A 17,116-nucleotide genomic window follows, 5' to 3' on the forward strand; every position below is an offset into this window, starting at 1 on the left:
ACCTCCGAATCGACCGAACTGACTGATCCTGACGGCTGTCGGGCCGAGCCTAGAACCAGTTGCGCTTGCCGCCGACGTCCGCCAGCCACTGGTTCAGGTACGCCGTCCAATCGGTTGAGTGGAAGTCGTGCAGACCGACCTTGAACGAACGGAACGAGTCGCTGCCCTCGCTGAACAGCCCCGGCTTCTTGTCCATCTCCAGGACGACGTCCATCTCGTGGTCGTCCGCCACGAAGCTGACCTCGACCTGGTTCAGCCCGCGGTACTGCTGCGGCGGGAAGAACTCGATCTCCTGGTAGAACGGCAGCTTCTGCCGCGTCCCGCGGATGTGCCCGCGCTCCATGTCCGCGTTCTTGAAGCGGAAGCCCAGCTGGATGAAGGCGTCCAGGATCGCCTGCTGCGCCGGCAGCGGGTGCACGTTGATCGGGTCCAGGTCACCGGAGTCCACCGCACGCGCGATCTCCAGCTCGGTGGTCACACCGATGTGCATGCCCCGCAGCTGCTGCCCGGCGATCGTGGTGACCGGCGTCTCCCACGGGATCTCGATGCCGAACGGGACGACGTGCACCGCGCCGGCCTTCACCTCGAAGGCCCCGCCGAGCCGCACCTTCAGGAACTCGACGTCCTGCTTGTACTCCTGGTCGCCGCCCTCGACCTCGACGCGCGCCTGCAGCCCGACCGACAGCCCCTCGATCTGCTGGTCGACCGACCCGCCCTGGATCCGCACCTCGCCCTGGACGACCCCGCCCGGAACCACGTTCTCCTCGGTGAGCACCGTCTCCACGGACGCCCCACCGGCGCCGAGGCTCGCGAGCAGCTTCTTGAAGCCCATGTCTGTCCACTCCTTCTTGGTCCTGGCCCTACATACGCGCGACGACCGTAGTCGGTTCCCACCTGCGCATCGTCACGCCCCCACTACCCTCGGACGCCATGAGCGAGAGCCCCGACCGTAGGCCGCTGCCGCGGGCCTTCTTCGACCGTCCGGTACTGGACGTCGCCCCCGACCTGCTCGGCCGCACGCTCGTCCGCAGAACGGAGGACGGCGGCGCGATCGAGCTCCGTCTCACGGAGGTCGAGGCGTACGCCGGTGAGATCGACCCGGGCTCGCACGCCTTCCGGGGCCGCACCGCACGCAACGCGGTCATGTTCGGCCCGCCCGGACACGCGTACGTCTACTTCACCTACGGCATGTCAAGGCAGTCGGCATGAACGTTGATCTCCTCTCCCATCCCGCTGAAGAGGTCGCCCCCAAGCTGCTCGGATGCGTCCTCACCTGCAAGACCCCCGAGGGGACTGTGAGCATCGCCATTACGGAAACCGAGGCGTACTCCGGCACGGCTGACCCAGCTTCCCATGCCTACCGGGGCCGGACTGCCCGCAACGCCACTATGTTCGGGCCCGCAGGACACCTCTACGTCTACCGGTCCCACGGTCTCCACTGGTGCGCCAACGTCGTCACCGGTACGGATGGCATCGCCTCGGGTGTCCTCATCCGGGCAGGCAGGGTCATCGAGGGTGAAGACCTGGCACGCAAGCGGCGAGGAGCGAAGGTCGATAGTCCACGTCTCGCCCGAGGTCCGGGGAACGTCGGCCAGGCACTCGGCATCACGGCAGAGCACAACGGCGCAGACCTCCTGGCAGGTACCTCGGTCATGCTCTCCGAGGGCGAGCCGGTACCTGCCGCGCTCATCCGGGTCGGTCCTCGGGTAGGCGTGAGCAAGGCCCACGACTGGCAACACCGGTTCTACCTCGCCGGTGATCCAACGGTCTCGGCGTACCGACTTAGCCCGAGAGCCAAGCCGTCCGCCGGAGCCTGAGCCGCTGTGCGCCTCGCTCACGGCTCGCCGGTGAGCTGGCGCGGAGTTGGGTCAGAAGATGCGTGATCGTCCGCGAGCGCAGCGCGTGACGCGTTCCTGGTCGGTCGAGTGACTGCCGACGTGCGCGAACTCGGACGGGACGGGTGGGTGTGACTGAGTACTCCAGTTGGTATTTGAGCAGCTGACTTGGGATCTTGTCCCTGCCTGGTGCATGCGAACCAAAGCAACAGACACAGATCTGGGTCGGCCAGACGTAAGGGTGGGCGGATGAGCGCAGATGTGGAGCGGGAGCGCTGGGAGCTGCGAACCGGAGAAGGTGTGGGGCCGCTGAAGTTCGGGATGTCTCCAGCCGAGGTCGCCGACGCGCTGCTGGTCTCTGGGCCTCTGGTACGCGTCGGCGGTCTGTACGAGCAGGAAGACTTCCCGGACGGGGTGAATGCGTTCTACGACGCGGGCAAGCTCGCGTGCGTCGCGCTGGATGCAGTCACCGGTCCGCAGGTCTTCCTGGCCGGCTTCCCGTTGGCAGGGAGCGATCCGGTGCAGGGCCATCAGTTTCTGTTGGACCACGCTGCTGAGCCTGGGAACTGGATTCTTTACACCCCTGACGAGTCACTTTCCCTGACCGATCTCGGACTTCTTCTGCGTTCGCAGCGGGTCGGGAACGCGCGCCTTACACGTCCACTCTTCGTCAAGGAGGAGTGGCTGGAGTCGCAGTACTTCCGAGACCACCTTCCGCTTGAGGATGCCTCAGGCTGAGCGCTCTCTCTGGTGAGCGGTGACGGGAGGGCTCCCTGAACAGGGCCCTTCCTCCTTCGTGTACGGATCCCTCGGCCAGGTCGCCGCCGTCGCTCCCGACCGCACGAGACCGAGTCCAGGCCCGAACGCTTGGGCGTCCACCTGTGAAGAGAGATCGCGCCCACCGGGCACGGTCCACCCCCGCAACGAAAGGGAGGCACATGTCCCGCCATCCGGCGGGGGCCACTGGCGCACGCATGTGCGCCTCACAGGAAGGGGCCACACTCGGTGGCTATCAGCTTCGGCCATGACCGCCCGTGGGGGGTGTCTCGCAGCACGAGTACCGGGGCATGGCGCAGCACCCCGACACCCACTCGCCTACCGCGTCCACTTCGCTGCCATCGGATGGGCAGACCGGCAAGCACACGCCGGCATCCAGCCCGGCCGGCTGGCCGCCCTGTTGGGCAAGGACCGCAAGTCGCTGTCCGACCAGAGCACCCGCAACGCGGTGGCCCGCGCCAAGGAACTCGACGTTGTCTCGCCCCGTGTTCCAGAAGGGCAGGGGTGCGGCAGTCCTCTGCCGTCTCCATCACGACCGGTGACTACATCTCGGGCGTGTAGCCAGAGCACGTCTGGCGTGTAGCGGCACAGGCTCTGAACTGCGGAAACGTTCGCTTGCTCTCTTATCTATTTGGCCCAGTGCAATCCGGCCCCTTCGGGCCGACTGAGGAAGCGGTCAGGCTCAACGGCAAGGGGTAGCGGCAGGGGGCGGCCTACCGGCCGCCACAGTCTGGCAGGTGGTACCCCCACCCCTTGCCGATGCCTCACTCCCGCGCCGCTGACGGTTGACTGTGGCGCAGTGTGACCGGGTAGGGCCGTCTGCCGCTCGCGACCGTCCATGCACAGACGTGACTCATGCACGTTGTTGCATGAACCGGGCATCGCGAGGTGCGCACAGAGGCTCCGAGGGATGTAAGACCCCTTCCCGCCGGGTATGACGACGGGCCCCGCCCGACTCTCGTCAGGCAGGGCCCGTCACGTTGCGCCGAAGCCGGCTCTCAGGGGTTCCGGAACGTGATCCGGCAGTGCTCGCCCTTGAAGGATCGGACTCCTCGACCGCGCGGCATCAGCTCGACTCGCTCGCAGACCTGCATGACGACGGTCCGCACGTAGTCGATGCGGTCGGGGTCCTCATAGTCCAGGTCCTCCCACAGGTACTCGACGTCGCCGAGGTCGACGCGCACCCGCTGCGATGCCAGGTCTGCCAGCTCAGCCCGGATCTTGGTCAGGTCGGCGTCACACCTGCCGATGCCCGTCCGCAAGGTCGACGCGTCGATGTCCCCTGCGGCGAACATCTCCGCCAAGGCGGTGCGCCTCTCGGATGCGGCCGTCTCCTCGGCCAGCAGCTCGGTCTCTCGCTCCTCGTCTGCGGCGTCCGTGGCCGGTGCCGCGTTCCATTCCTCGGCCCTGTCGATGACCTTCCTGACAACGAAGGAGTCGAGCGGGTCCGCGGGGCAGGTGATGCACCGGCCACCCGAACAGGTGTAGATGCGGTACCGCTCCCCTGCCGCGTTCTTCTTGCTCCACCCCTGAGTGACGACGGCCTGACACTTCGAGCAGCGGACCACGCCGGACAACAGTGCCTTGCGCTTGCCTCCTCCGCCCGTGTTGCGCTCGGGGTCGCTGAGGTAGCGGACCAGCGCACGGAATATGCCCTCGGAGACGATCGCCTCCCAGTTGCCCGCGCCAGTCTCCTCGGTCCGTCGCACGCGCTTCCCGTCCGGCTTCTCGACCCACTGCGAGTACGTCTGGATTCCCGCGTTCCTCGGCTTCAAGAGGACGCTGCGAAGGTTCGAGCTGCACCACTCCTTGCCGTGAGGCGAGAGCAGCCCACGGGTGTTCCAGTCCTTCGCGATGGACCAGAGGGTGACGCCGGCCAGGACATCCCGGTACGCCTGCCGCAGGGCTTCCGCCTCCGCTTCCCGGTGCCTGCCGTCCCGCTCGAAGCCGAAGGGGCGAGTACTCCAGAAGGGCCTCCCGGACTCCCTGCGACGCTGATGTCCGAGTACCTGACGCTCGACTCGCATCTCGGTCTCGTTGCGAGCCACCACAGCGCCGATGCGAGCAGCGAGACGGCCGGACGGGGTGGACAGGTCGAGCACTCCCTGCGCCTGTGCGGCGGCCAGCGTGACGCCGGTCGCCTCGGCCAGGTCCACCAGGTCTTCAAGATCCCAGGGGGTGCGGTACATACGGTCGTAGTGGCGAGAGACGATGGCGTCCGCCTTGCCGTCCTCCACCAGAGCCTTGACGCGCTCCCACTCCGCGCTCCGCTTGGTTCCCCGCTTCGTCGAAGCCGACGTGTCCTTCTCAACGATCGTGGCTACGACTGACCAGCCCTTCCGGTCGCACAGCGACTGACTCAGCTCGACCTGTTGTGTCAGGTTCCCACCCTTGGACTCCTCGCCCCTCGGGGTGGGGCTGAGCCTGGCGTAGATGATCGCTCGCAGTGCCTGTCTCCTGCTTGTCGTTGCCTTGCCGATGCTGCCGGACCAACGACATACGTGCCTAGTGAGTTACCTACGCATGTGGCACTGCCACAACCTGGTGTGCGGCCCGGAGGGACACGCGAGCGGAGTGCTCCTCCGAGCGGGTGAAATCCGGGTCGGCGCCGAATCCGCCCGGCGACGCCGGCTCTCGGCCCGGAACGACAGGGAACTCGCCAAAGGACCCGCCCGTCTGGCCGACCAGGTACGCAGCGGTCCGCGCACCGGCGTGGGCGGCGACGGCGCCCCGCATCCCTGGCGCTTCTGGATCCACGAGGACCCCACCGTCAGCCCGTACCGGGCCCACGTCCCCCGCAAGAGGCCCTCTTGACGCGACTTGACTCGGCCCTCCCGGACGCCTAACGTAGCCCGAGCCGCTGGAAACGGGCCCTGCTTGTTCAGGCACCCGGGAGCGGCCACCCACTACCTACGACGAACCCGAACGGGTGCGATTTCGGCATGCCGAAATTCGTCTCGAATGGCTCGATTATGAGTCGCCCGGGAAATCGGCTAAAGTAGTGACCACGCCGAAAGGCAGCCGGAAGGCGAATCGGGAAACCGAAGAACCGGAAAGCAGCCGAAAGGCACCGAGGAAATCGGATCGAAAAGATCTGATAGAGTCGGAAACGCAAGACCGAAGGGAAAAGCCCGGAGGAAAGCCCGAGAGGGTGAGTACGAAGGAAGCGTCCGTTCCTTGAGAACTCAACAGCGTGCCAAAAATCAACGCCAGATTAGTTGATACCCCGTCCATCTTCGGATGGTCGAGGTTCCTTTGAAGTCCTACTGGCCCATGTGGCAGGTAGGCAACATACACAGCGAGGACGCTGTGAACGTTCGGTCATATTCCGACCGGACGTTCCGCTCAACGCGAGTGTCACCGGATAACCGGTAAACATTCACGGAGAGTTTGATCCTGGCTCAGGACGAACGCTGGCGGCGTGCTTAACACATGCAAGTCGAACGATGAAGCCCTTCGGGGTGGATTAGTGGCGAACGGGTGAGTAACACGTGGGCAATCTGCCCTTCACTCTGGGACAAGCCCTGGAAACGGGGTCTAATACCGGATACGACCTGGGAAGGCATCTTCCCGGGTGGAAAGCTCCGGCGGTGAAGGATGAGCCCGCGGCCTATCAGCTTGTTGGTGGGGTGATGGCCTACCAAGGCGACGACGGGTAGCCGGCCTGAGAGGGCGACCGGCCACACTGGGACTGAGACACGGCCCAGACTCCTACGGGAGGCAGCAGTGGGGAATATTGCACAATGGGCGAAAGCCTGATGCAGCGACGCCGCGTGAGGGATGACGGCCTTCGGGTTGTAAACCTCTTTCAGCAGGGAAGAAGCGAAAGTGACGGTACCTGCAGAAGAAGCGCCGGCTAACTACGTGCCAGCAGCCGCGGTAATACGTAGGGCGCAAGCGTTGTCCGGAATTATTGGGCGTAAAGAGCTCGTAGGCGGCTTGTCGCGTCGGATGTGAAAGCCCGGGGCTTAACCCCGGGTCTGCATTCGATACGGGCAGGCTAGAGTGTGGTAGGGGAGATCGGAATTCCTGGTGTAGCGGTGAAATGCGCAGATATCAGGAGGAACACCGGTGGCGAAGGCGGATCTCTGGGCCATTACTGACGCTGAGGAGCGAAAGCGTGGGGAGCGAACAGGATTAGATACCCTGGTAGTCCACGCCGTAAACGTTGGGAACTAGGTGTTGGCGACATTCCACGTCGTCGGTGCCGCAGCTAACGCATTAAGTTCCCCGCCTGGGGAGTACGGCCGCAAGGCTAAAACTCAAAGGAATTGACGGGGGCCCGCACAAGCAGCGGAGCATGTGGCTTAATTCGACGCAACGCGAAGAACCTTACCAAGGCTTGACATATACCGGAAAGCATTAGAGATAGTGCCCCCCTTGTGGTCGGTATACAGGTGGTGCATGGCTGTCGTCAGCTCGTGTCGTGAGATGTTGGGTTAAGTCCCGCAACGAGCGCAACCCTTGTCCTGTGTTGCCAGCATGCCCTTCGGGGTGATGGGGACTCACAGGAGACCGCCGGGGTCAACTCGGAGGAAGGTGGGGACGACGTCAAGTCATCATGCCCCTTATGTCTTGGGCTGCACACGTGCTACAATGGCAGGTACAAAGAGCTGCGATGCCGCGAGGCGGAGCGAATCTCAAAAAGCCTGTCTCAGTTCGGATTGGGGTCTGCAACTCGACCCCATGAAGTCGGAGTTGCTAGTAATCGCAGATCAGCATTGCTGCGGTGAATACGTTCCCGGGCCTTGTACACACCGCCCGTCACGTCACGAAAGTCGGTAACACCCGAAGCCGGTGGCCCAACCCTTGTGGAGGGAGCCGTCGAAGGTGGGACTGGCGATTGGGACGAAGTCGTAACAAGGTAGCCGTACCGGAAGGTGCGGCTGGATCACCTCCTTTCTAAGGAGCACAGCACCGATTGCAGGCAAACGTTCTGCACGGTCAGCTCATGGGTGGAACGTTGATTAGTTGGCACGAGTGACCTGAAGGTCTTCCCAGTACTGCTTCGGCGTGGAACGGAACGACACGGACGGGACTCGTGCTTGGCACGTTGTTGGGTATCTGAGGGTACGGCCGGTTGGTCGAACCTTCGCGATGCCGGCCCCAGTGAACTTGGCTCTAGTGGTCAGGGTGATGGGTGGCTGGTCGTTGCTTGAGAACTACACAGTGGACGCGAGCATCTGTGGCCAAGTTTTTAAGGGCGCACGGTGGATGCCTTGGCACCAGGAACCGATGAAGGACGTGGGAGGCCACGATAGTCCCCGGGGAGCCGTCAACCAGGCTTTGATCCGGGGGTTTCCGAATGGGGAAACCCGGCAGTCGTCATGGGCTGTCACCCATGCCTGAACACATAGGGCATGTGGAGGGAACGAGGGGAAGTGAAACATCTCAGTACCCTCAGGAAGAGAAAACAACCGTGATTCCGGGAGTAGTGGCGAGCGAAACCGGATGAGGCCAAACCGTATGCGTGTGATACCCGGCAGGGGTTGCGCATGCGGGGTTGTGGGATCTCTCTTTCACAGTCTGCCGGCTGTGAGGCGAGTCAGAAACCGTTGATGTAGGCGAAGGACATGCGAAAGGTCCGGCGTAGAGGGTAAGACCCCCGTAGCCGAAACGTCAGCGGCTTGCTTGAGAGACACCCAAGTAGCACGGGGCCCGAGAAATCCCGTGTGAATCTGGCGGGACCACCCGCTAAGCCTAAATATTCCCTGGTGACCGATAGCGGATAGTACCGTGAGGGAATGGTGAAAAGTACCGCGGGAGCGGAGTGAAATAGTACCTGAAACCGTGTGCCTACAAGCCGTGGGAGCGTCGGGATCTTCGGATCCTCGTGACTGCGTGCCTTTTGAAGAATGAGCCTGCGAGTTTGCGGTGTGTTGCGAGGTTAACCCGTGTGGGGAAGCCGTAGCGAAAGCGAGTCCGAATAGGGCGATTCAGTAGCGCGCTCAAGACCCGAAGCGGAGTGATCTAGCCATGGGCAGGTTGAAGCGGAGGTAAGACTTCGTGGAGGACCGAACCCACCAGGGTTGAAAACCTGGGGGATGACCTGTGGTTAGGGGTGAAAGGCCAATCAAACTCCGTGATAGCTGGTTCTCCCCGAAATGCATTTAGGTGCAGCGTCGTGTGTTTCTTGCCGGAGGTAGAGCACTGGATAGGCGATGGGCCCTACCGGGTTACTGACCTTAGCCAAACTCCGAATGCCGGTAAGTGAGAGCACGGCAGTGAGACTGTGGGGGATAAGCTCCATGGTCGAGAGGGAAACAGCCCAGAGCATCGACTAAGGCCCCTAAGCGTACGCTAAGTGGGAAAGGATGTGGAGTCGCAGAGACAACCAGGAGGTTGGCTTAGAAGCAGCCACCCTTGAAAGAGTGCGTAATAGCTCACTGGTCAAGTGATTCCGCGCCGACAATGTAGCGGGGCTCAAGCGTACCGCCGAAGTCGTGTCATTGCAGCAATAGGGCCAACGCCCGCTGTGATGGGTAGGGGAGCGTCGTGTGCCGGGTGAAGCAGCCGCGGAAGCGAGTTGTGGACGGTTCACGAGTGAGAATGCAGGCATGAGTAGCGATACACACGTGAGAAACGTGTGCGCCGATTGACTAAGGGTTCCTGGGTCAAGCTGATCTGCCCAGGGTAAGTCGGGACCTAAGGCGAGGCCGACAGGCGTAGTCGATGGACAACCGGTTGATATTCCGGTACCCGCTTTGAAACGCCCAATATCGAGCCCATTAATGCTAAGGCCGTGAAGCCGCCCCGGAGCCTTCGGGCAAAGGGGAGTGGTGGAGCCGCTGACCCAAGGTGGTAGTAGGTAAGCGATGGGGTGACGCAGGAAGGTAGTCCAGCCCGGGCGGTGGTTGTCCCGGGGTAAGGGTGTAGGGCGCTGTCTAGGCAAATCCGGACAGCACGTAGCCTGAGACCTGATGCCGAGCCGATTGTGGTGAAGTGGATGATCCTATGCTGTCGAGAAAAGCCTCTAGCGAGTTTCATGGCGGCCCGTACCCTAAACCGACTCAGGTGGTCAGGTAGAGAATACCGAGGCGTTCGGGTGAACTATGGTTAAGGAACTCGGCAAAATGCCCCCGTAACTTCGGGAGAAGGGGGGCCACGTCTGGTGATGAGTCTTGCACTCTGAGCTGGGGGTGGCCGCAGAGACCAGCGAGAAGCGACTGTTTACTAAAAACACAGGTCCGTGCGAAGCCGTAAGGCGATGTATACGGACTGACGCCTGCCCGGTGCTGGAACGTTAAGGGGACCGGTTAGCTCTGTTTCGACAGGGCGAAGCTGAGAACTTAAGCGCCAGTAAACGGCGGTGGTAACTATAACCATCCTAAGGTAGCGAAATTCCTTGTCGGGTAAGTTCCGACCTGCACGAATGGCGTAACGACTTCTCGACTGTCTCAACCATAGGCCCGGTGAAATTGCACTACGAGTAAAGATGCTCGTTTCGCGCAGAAGGACGGAAAGACCCCGGGACCTTTACTACAGTTTGATATTGGTGTTCGGTTCGGCTTGTGTAGGATAGGTGGGAGACTTTGAAGCAGCCACGCCAGTGGTTGTGGAGTCGCCGTTGAAATACCACTCTGGTCGTGCTGGATGTCTAACCTCGGTCCGTGATCCGGATCAGGGACAGTGTCTGATGGGTAGTTTAACTGGGGCGGTTGCCTCCCAAAGGGTAACGGAGGCGCCCAAAGGTTCCCTCAGCCTGGTTGGCAATCAGGTGTTGAGTGTAAGTGCACAAGGGAGCTTGACTGTGAGACCGACGGGTCGAGCAGGGACGAAAGTCGGGACTAGTGATCCGGCGGTGGCTTGTGGAAGCGCCGTCGCTCAACGGATAAAAGGTACCCCGGGGATAACAGGCTGATCTTCCCCAAGAGTCCATATCGACGGGATGGTTTGGCACCTCGATGTCGGCTCGTCGCATCCTGGGGCTGGAGTCGGTCCCAAGGGTTGGGCTGTTCGCCCATTAAAGCGGTACGCGAGCTGGGTTTAGAACGTCGTGAGACAGTTCGGTCCCTATCCTCTGTGCGCGCAGGAATATTGAGAAGGGCTGTCCCTAGTACGAGAGGACCGGGACGGACGAACCTCTGGTGTGCCAGTTGTCCTGCCAAGGGCATGGCTGGTTGGCTACGTTCGGGAGGGATAACCGCTGAAAGCATCTAAGCGGGAAGCCTGCTTCGAGATGAGTATTCCCACCTCCTTGAGAGGGTAAGGCTCCCAGTAGACGACTGGGTTGATAGGCCGGATGTGGAAGCCCAGTAATGGGTGGAGCTGACCGGTACTAATAGGCCGAGGGCTTGTCCTCAGTTGCTCGCGTCCACTGTGTTAGTTCTGAAGCAACGAACGGTTGCTGGTTTCTAGAGCTAGAACACAACTACAGAGTGTGCTTGTTCGCTCGAAACCGATAGGGTTTCGGTGGTCATAGCGTTAGGGAAACGCCCGGTTACATTCCGAACCCGGAAGCTAAGCCTTTCAGCGCCGATGGTACTGCAGGGGGGACCCTGTGGGAGAGTAGGACGCCGCCGAACAATTCTTCAGGACCCCTGGTCCCAGCGTTCACGCTGGGACCAGGGGTCCTTTTGTATTTCCATGCTTTTCCGAAGCGCGCCGGGGTGCCGGCTGCGCGAGAATGACAGCAGTACCAGAAGACAGGAGTCACTCGATGTCCACCAACTCTCCCGACGACCGTCCGGAACGCGAGCCGCGTCGTAGGGACGGTGGCGAGCGGGGCGGTTTCCGCGGCCCGCGTCGTGATGACAACCGCGGCGGTGGGTACCGCCGTGACGACCGTCGTGATGACAACCGCCGTGACGACAACCGCGGTGGCGACAACCGCGGTGGTGGCTTCCGTCGCGACGACCGTCGCGACGAGCGTCGTGGCGACAACCGCGGCGGCGGCGCCGGCTACGGCTACCGCGGGCGGGACGACCGGCGTGACGACCGCCGCGATGACCGTCGTGACGACCGTCCGTCCTCCTTCCGTCGGAACGACGACCGCGATCGTGGTGGCTTCCGTCGCGACGACCGCCGTGACGACAACCGTGGCGGTGGCTTCCGCCGTGACGACCGGCGCGACGACAACCGCGGTGGCGACAACCGCGGCGGTGGCTTCCGTCGCGATGACCGCCGCGACGACCGGCCGTCCTTCCGTCGTGACGACAACCGTGGCGGCGACAACCGTGGCGGCGGGTTCCGCCGTGACGACCGTCCTGCCTTCCGGCGCGACGACCGTCGTGACGACCGTCCCGCCTTCCGTCGTGACGAGCGCCGTGACGACCGTCCCTCGTACCGCCGTGACGACGACCGCGATCGTGGTGGCTTCCGTCGCGACGACCGGCGCGACGACCGGCGCGACGACAACCGTGGCGGTGGCTTCCGCCGTGACGACCGGCGCGACGACAACCGCGGTGGCGACAACCGTGGTGGCGGCTTCCGTCGTGACGACCGTCGTGACGACCGCCCGTCCTTCCGCCGCGACGACCGGCGTGATGACAATCGTGGTGGCGGCTTCCGTCGTGACGACCGTCGTGATGAGCGTCGTGACGACCGTCCGTCGTTCCGTCGCGAGGAGCGTCGTGACGACCGGCGCGACGACCGCCGTGACGATCGGCCCTCGTACCGCCGTGACGACCGGCGCGACGACCGTCGTGACGACCGGCCCCGTGGGCCCCGTCGGGACGACAGCCGCGGTGGCGGGTTCCGCGGCCGTGACGACCGTCGGGACGACCGCGGTGGGTACCGCGGGCGCGACGACCGGGGTGGCTACGGGCGTCGGGACGACCGCGACCGTGACCGCGGTGACCGTCAGCCCATCAAGCGGCTGCCGATCCCGGACGACGTCACGGGCGAGGAGATCGACCCGGACGTGCGTCAGGAGCTGATGAGCCTGCCCAAGGGTCTCGCCGAGGACGTCGCGCGCAACCTCGTCATGGTCGCGAACCTGATCGACGAGGACCCGGAGAAGGCGTACGCGTACTCGCGCGTCGCCCTGCGGCTCGCGTCCCGTGTCGCCGCCGTGCGCGAGGCCGCCGGCTTCGCCGCCTACGCGACGCAGAAGTACTCCGAGGCGCTGGCCGAGTTCCGTGCCGCCCGGCGGATGACGGGCGGCGTGGAGCTGTGGCCCGTCATGGCCGACTGCGAGCGCGGCATGGGCCGGCCCGAGCGGGCGCTGGCGATGGCCGGCGAGCCCGAGGTGCAGAAGCTGGACCGGGCCGGGCAGGTCGAGATGCGGCTTGTCGCCGCCGGTGCCCGCCGGGACATGGGGCAGCTCGACGCCGCCATCGTGACCCTGCAGAGCCCCGAGCTCGCGTCCCCCGCGGTGCACCCGTGGACCGCGCGTCTCCGGTACGCCTACGCCGACGCGCTGCTGGCGGCGGAGCGCGAGACCGAGGCCCGCGAGTGGTTCGCCAAGGCGCTTGAGGCCGACAAGGACGGGGCGACCGACGCGTCCGACCGCCTTGCCGAGCTGGACGGCGTCGAGTTCGTCGAGGTCGAGGAGCTCGACGACGACGCGGACGACGTGGACGCGGCTGACGAGACCGACGAGACCGACGAGACCGACGAGGAGGAGGCTGACCCCGTGGCCGCCGACACCACCTCGGTCGACGTCACCGACGAGAGCGACGAGGCCGTCGTCGAGACCGACGCCGCCGACGAGGCGGACGAGGCGGACGCGGACGACAAGCGCTGACGCCGGAGCCCGTACGCCGGAGGGCGGCAACCCATCACGGGGTGCCGCCCTCCGGCGCGTTCGGGGTCCGTCCGTCAGTCCAGGGCCAGGCTCCGCAGGACCAGGCCCGTCGCCGGCTTCGGGCCGAAGGACGTCGACTTGCGCGGCATCGTGACGCCCTGGCGCGCGAGGTCGCGGACGACCTCCTCGCGGACCGGGTGCATGAGCACCGCCGTTCCGCCGCGCCGTTCGGCCTGGTCGACCGCGGCCTCCGTGTCGTGGATGTACGCGATGTGCTCGGGGGCGTCCGGGATGTGCCACAGGTAGTCCAGCATCGTGGCGTGCAGGACGGTCGCGTCCAGGGTCCGCCAGGCCTCGGGGCGGTCTCGCCGGATCGTCGTCGCCAGCAGTTCCGGGTTCGGGCGGTCGACGAGGTGGAAGCCGCCGTCGCCGGCCAGCAGGAACGCGTTCCCCTCGGCGGCGGCGCCGGCCAGGACCTCCAGGGCCGCCGGGAGGGGGCCGTTGATCGGGCGGACGCGGAAGCGGCCCTCCAGGGCGGCGAGGGCGTCGGCGACCGGGAGGCGGTTCAGCAGGCGGTGGATGGCGCGGACCCGCAGCGGGTAGCGGGCGGTGTCGATCAGGAGCACCAGGCCGTAGTTCCAGGGGCTGGGGGAGGTGTGCTCCTCGCGCAGCCGGAGGTAGGTCGCCCAACGGTGGTGCCCGTCGGCGATGAGGGCCTGGTGACCGGAGAGGTCGGCGTCGACGGCCGCGAGATCAGCCGGGTCGGTCACTGCCCACAGGCGGTGGTGGAAGCCGTCCTCGGTGGTCGTCGAGAGCAACGGCTCGCGTGCGATGGCCCGTTCGATGACGGCCTGGGCGCCGTTGCCCTCGCCGACGTACGTGAGGAGCAGCGGCTCCAGGTTGGCGGCCGTGGTGCGCATGAGCGCGGCCCGGTCCTCGACGACGTGCGGCATGACGTCCTCGTGGGGGAGCACGATGCCGCGGTCCGGGGCGGACAGTTCCAGGGCTCCGATGAGGCCGCGCTGGAGCAGGTCGCCGCTGCGCTGCTCGTACACGTACAGGGCGGGCTCGGGGTCCGGCGCGAGGACGCCGTCGGCGAGCCAGCGGTCGAGGGTGACGGCGGCCTTGCGGTGGCGCGTGCCGGCGGTCATGGCCTGCGGGAGGATCAGCCGGACGATGTTGTGGGGGTCCGCGGACTCGAGGTGGTGCAGTCCGTCGGGGCGTACGACGACGTCGTACGGGGGCGAGGTCACGGCGGCCAGGCTGCCGACCCGTTCCGGTACATAGCGGAGGCCCCGGAAGGGCATCAGACGCAGACCGTCGGCGCGGACGTCGTCGGCCGCGGGACCTGTTGTGTTCATTTCGACATCGTATGTGGATCGTGGTCATGAGCGATGATCGGGGGAGCGGGGAGAACCGACGTCGTCAGGAGCGCGCAACCATGGGACAGCAGGTCAGCAGGCAGCGGCCGAGCGGCAGCGCGGAGGCGCTGAGCACGGCGTACGACACGGCGCTGCTGGATCTGGACGGGGTGGTGTACGCGGGCGGGGAGGCGATCCCGTACGCGGTGCCGGCGCTGGGCGCGGCGCGCGAGGGCGGGATGCACCTCGCATACGTCACGAACAACGCGCTGCGGACCCCGGAGGCGGTCGCGCACCACCTGACGGAACTCGGTGTGCCGGCGGCGGCCTCGGACGTGATCACCTCGGCGCAGGCGGTGGCGCGGCTGATCGCGGCGGAAGTGCCGGTCGGGTCACCGGTGTTGGTGATCGGCGGCGAGGGGCTGCGGGCCGCGTTGCGGGAACGGGGCCTGGTGCCGGTCGAGTCGGCGGACACGGAGGGCCTGGCGGCGGTCGTGCAGGGCTACGGCGGGCCGGAGCTGCCGTGGGGGCGGTTCGCGGAGGCGTGCTACGCGATCGAGCGCGGGGTGCCGTGGTTCGCGTCCAACACGGATCTGACGATCCCGGGGGCGCGGGGGATCGGGCCGGGGAACGGGGCGGCGGTGGAGGTCGTCCGGATCGCGACGGGGGCGGAGCCGCGGGTGACGGGCAAGCCGCTGCCGCCGATGCACCGGGAGACGGTGCTGCGGACGGGCGCGAAGCGGCCGCTGGTGGTGGGGGACCGGCTGGACACGGACATCGAGGGCGCGTTCAACGGGGGCGTGGACTCGCTGCTGGTGCTGACCGGCGTGACGGACGCCGCGCGGCTGCTCGCGGCGGCGCCGGAGCACCGGCCGACGTACGTGGACGCGGATCTGCGCGGGCTGTTGCGGGGGCAGCCGGAGGTCGTGGCGACGGCGGACGGCGCCGGCTGCGGCGGCTGGACCGCGTCCGTACGGGACGAGGCGTTGGAACTGGACGGCCAGGGGGACGCGCTGGACGGGCTGCGCGCCCTGTGCGGGGCGGCGTGGACGGCGGCGGGCGACGGGGTCTGCGGGCTGGACGCGGGGAAGGCGCTGGGGCGCCTGGGGTGGTGAGCGCGTAGGTGGGGCTCGTGGGTCGCGCTCGTAGGCCGGGCCGGTCGGTCGTGCTCGTCGGTCGTGCTCGTCGGTCGTGCTCGTCGGTCGTGCTCGAAGTGGTTCGTCCGCCCTGCCTCGAGGCCGGGGGCGCGTTGCCCCCGGGCCTCTGCCGCGGGGAGGCGGGCAAGGTTGCGAGGGTAGGCTAACCTAACCTCGTGTTGGTCGACAGTCCCTCCCGTGCGAGCGCGGAACCGGTTGCCGTCGTCCAGGAATCGACGCGCCGTCAGATGAGGCGGGCCGTCGGACTGGGCGTTGGGGTCGGGATCCTGCTGCTGGTCTGTGTCCTGAGCATCATGGTCGGCGCCAAACCGGTGCCGGTCGGCGATGTCTGGCACGGACTGTTCCAGAACAGCGGCGTCGGCAACGACGTCATCGTCCACGACGTGCGTGTGCCACGCACCCTCCTCGGGCTGCTCGTCGGCGTCGCCCTCGGGCTGTCCGGCGCCGTGATGCAGGGGCTCACCCGCAACCCGCTCGCCGAGCCCGGACTGCTCGGCGTCAACGCCGGCGCCGCCGCGGCCGTCGTCTCCGCGATCGCGTTCCTCGGGGTCTCCGACGTCGGCGACTTCGTCTGGTTCGCCTTCGCCGGAGCCGCTGTGGTGTCCGTCGTCGTGTACGTGCTCGGCGGCAGCCGCAGCGCCACCCCCGTACGCCTCGCCCTCGCCGGCACCGCCGCGACCGCAGCGCTGTACGGGTACGTCAACGCCGTCCAGCTGCTCAACTCCGCGGCGCTCGACCAGCTCCGCTTCTGGACCGTCGGCTCGCTCGCCTCCGCCGACATGGCGACCGTCCGGCGCGTCGCGCCGTTCATCCTCCTCGGCGTCGTCATCGCGCTGCTGATCGCCCGGCCGCTCAACGCCATGGAGATGGGCGACGACACGGCCCGCGCGCTCGGCGCGAACCTCAACCGCACCCGCCTCCTCGCGATGCTCGCCGTCACCCTCATGTGCGGCGCCGCGACCGCCGCCTGCGGGCCGATCGTGTTCATCGGGCTGATGGTCCCGTACCTCGTCCGTGCGATCACCGGCCCGGACATGCGGTGGATCCTGCCGTACGCCGCCGTCCTCTCGCCCGTCCTCCTGTTGGGCTCCGACATCGTCGGTCGGATCGTCGCGCGCCCCTCCGAACTCCAGGTCGGGATCGTCACCGCGCTCGTCGGCGGGCCCGTCTTCATCCACCTCGTCCGCCGCAAGAGGATGGCCAAGCTGTGAGCACCGAGCCGGCGACCGAGACCGAGACCGAGACCAAGACCAAGACCGAGGCCAGGACCAACACCCGGAGGGCGTCCTCCACCAGGGC

9 protein-coding genes, 3 rRNA genes and 2 pseudogenes are annotated in these 17,116 nt (G+C 66.0%); 11 read left to right on the forward strand and 3 right to left on the reverse strand.

Annotated features, from left to right (window positions below; all coding sequences use genetic code 11):
• Nucleotides 1-49: 49 nt before the first annotated feature.
• On the reverse strand, nt 50-832 hold the full coding sequence (locus tag R2D22_RS28940) for a sporulation protein (RefSeq protein ID WP_318107630.1): 783 nt from the start codon (nt 830-832) through the stop codon (nt 50-52).
• A gap of 98 nt (nt 833-930) precedes the next feature.
• On the opposite strand from R2D22_RS28940, the pseudogene R2D22_RS28945 reads away from it, so the two are divergent.
• The 3 genes and pseudogenes from R2D22_RS28945 to R2D22_RS28955 form a co-directional block, all read left to right on the forward strand.
• A pseudogene (locus tag R2D22_RS28945) lies at nt 931-1,191 on the forward strand (DNA-3-methyladenine glycosylase); the annotation flags it as partial.
• 14 nt (nt 1,192-1,205) lie between these two features.
• Nucleotides 1,206-1,817 (forward strand): DNA-3-methyladenine glycosylase, encoded by a 612-nt coding sequence (locus R2D22_RS28950; protein ID WP_318107631.1) that lies wholly within the window; start codon nt 1,206-1,208, stop codon nt 1,815-1,817.
• Nucleotides 1,818-2,084: 267 nt separating this feature from the next.
• Nucleotides 2,085-2,573, forward strand: a complete 489-nt coding sequence (locus R2D22_RS28955; RefSeq protein ID WP_318107632.1) for a hypothetical protein — start codon at nt 2,085-2,087, stop codon at nt 2,571-2,573.
• Nucleotides 2,574-3,610: 1,037 nt separating this feature from the next.
• Here the strand turns inward: R2D22_RS28955 and R2D22_RS28960 are convergent.
• Nucleotides 3,611-5,092, reverse strand: coding sequence for a recombinase family protein (locus R2D22_RS28960; protein ID WP_318110049.1), 1,482 nt, complete (start codon nt 5,090-5,092; stop codon nt 3,611-3,613).
• A gap of 43 nt (nt 5,093-5,135) precedes the next feature.
• Between R2D22_RS28960 and R2D22_RS28965 the strand changes: the two are divergent.
• The 6 genes and pseudogenes from R2D22_RS28965 to R2D22_RS28990 form a co-directional block, all read left to right on the forward strand.
• A pseudogene (locus R2D22_RS28965) lies at nt 5,136-5,426 on the forward strand (DNA-3-methyladenine glycosylase); the annotation flags it as partial.
• Nucleotides 5,427-5,990: 564 nt separating this feature from the next.
• Nucleotides 5,991-7,514 (forward strand): 16S ribosomal RNA (locus R2D22_RS28970).
• Nucleotides 7,515-7,799: 285 nt separating this feature from the next.
• Nucleotides 7,800-10,914, forward strand: a 23S ribosomal RNA gene (locus R2D22_RS28975).
• Nucleotides 10,915-11,020: 106 nt separating this feature from the next.
• A 5S ribosomal RNA gene (gene rrf, locus R2D22_RS28980) occupies nt 11,021-11,137 on the forward strand.
• Together the 16S, 23S and 5S rRNA genes form the textbook arrangement of a ribosomal RNA operon.
• 279 nt (nt 11,138-11,416) lie before the next feature.
• Nucleotides 11,417-12,490, forward strand: a complete 1,074-nt coding sequence (locus tag R2D22_RS28985; protein WP_318107633.1) for a hypothetical protein — start codon at nt 11,417-11,419, stop codon at nt 12,488-12,490.
• Nucleotides 12,475-13,299, forward strand: a complete 825-nt coding sequence (locus R2D22_RS28990) for a tetratricopeptide repeat protein (protein WP_318107634.1) — start codon at nt 12,475-12,477, stop codon at nt 13,297-13,299. The genes R2D22_RS28985 and R2D22_RS28990 overlap by 16 nt, the downstream gene beginning before the upstream one ends.
• 74 nt (nt 13,300-13,373) lie before the next feature.
• Here R2D22_RS28990 and R2D22_RS28995 read toward each other — a convergent pair whose 3' ends face one another.
• Complete coding sequence (locus R2D22_RS28995; RefSeq protein ID WP_318107635.1) at nt 13,374-14,660, reverse strand: DUF1015 domain-containing protein; 1,287 nt, start codon at nt 14,658-14,660, stop codon at nt 13,374-13,376.
• 80 nt (nt 14,661-14,740) lie between these two features.
• Between R2D22_RS28995 and R2D22_RS29000 the strand changes: the two genes are divergently transcribed.
• Both R2D22_RS29000 and R2D22_RS29005 read left to right on the forward strand, forming a co-directional pair.
• Nucleotides 14,741-15,775: an HAD hydrolase-like protein gene (locus tag R2D22_RS29000; RefSeq protein ID WP_318107636.1), complete on the forward strand. Its 1,035-nt coding sequence runs from the start codon at nt 14,741-14,743 to the stop codon at nt 15,773-15,775.
• Nucleotides 15,776-15,975: 200 nt separating this feature from the next.
• Nucleotides 15,976-17,028 carry an iron chelate uptake ABC transporter family permease subunit gene (locus R2D22_RS29005; RefSeq protein WP_411977168.1) on the forward strand — a complete coding sequence of 351 codons (1,053 nt, stop codon included), beginning with the start codon at nt 15,976-15,978 and terminating at the stop codon, nt 17,026-17,028.
• Nucleotides 17,029-17,116 lie beyond the last annotated feature (88 nt).

The organism is Streptomyces sp. HUAS YS2 (assembly GCF_033343995.1).
GTDB lineage: Bacteria > Actinomycetota > Actinomycetes > Streptomycetales > Streptomycetaceae > Streptomyces > Streptomyces solicathayae.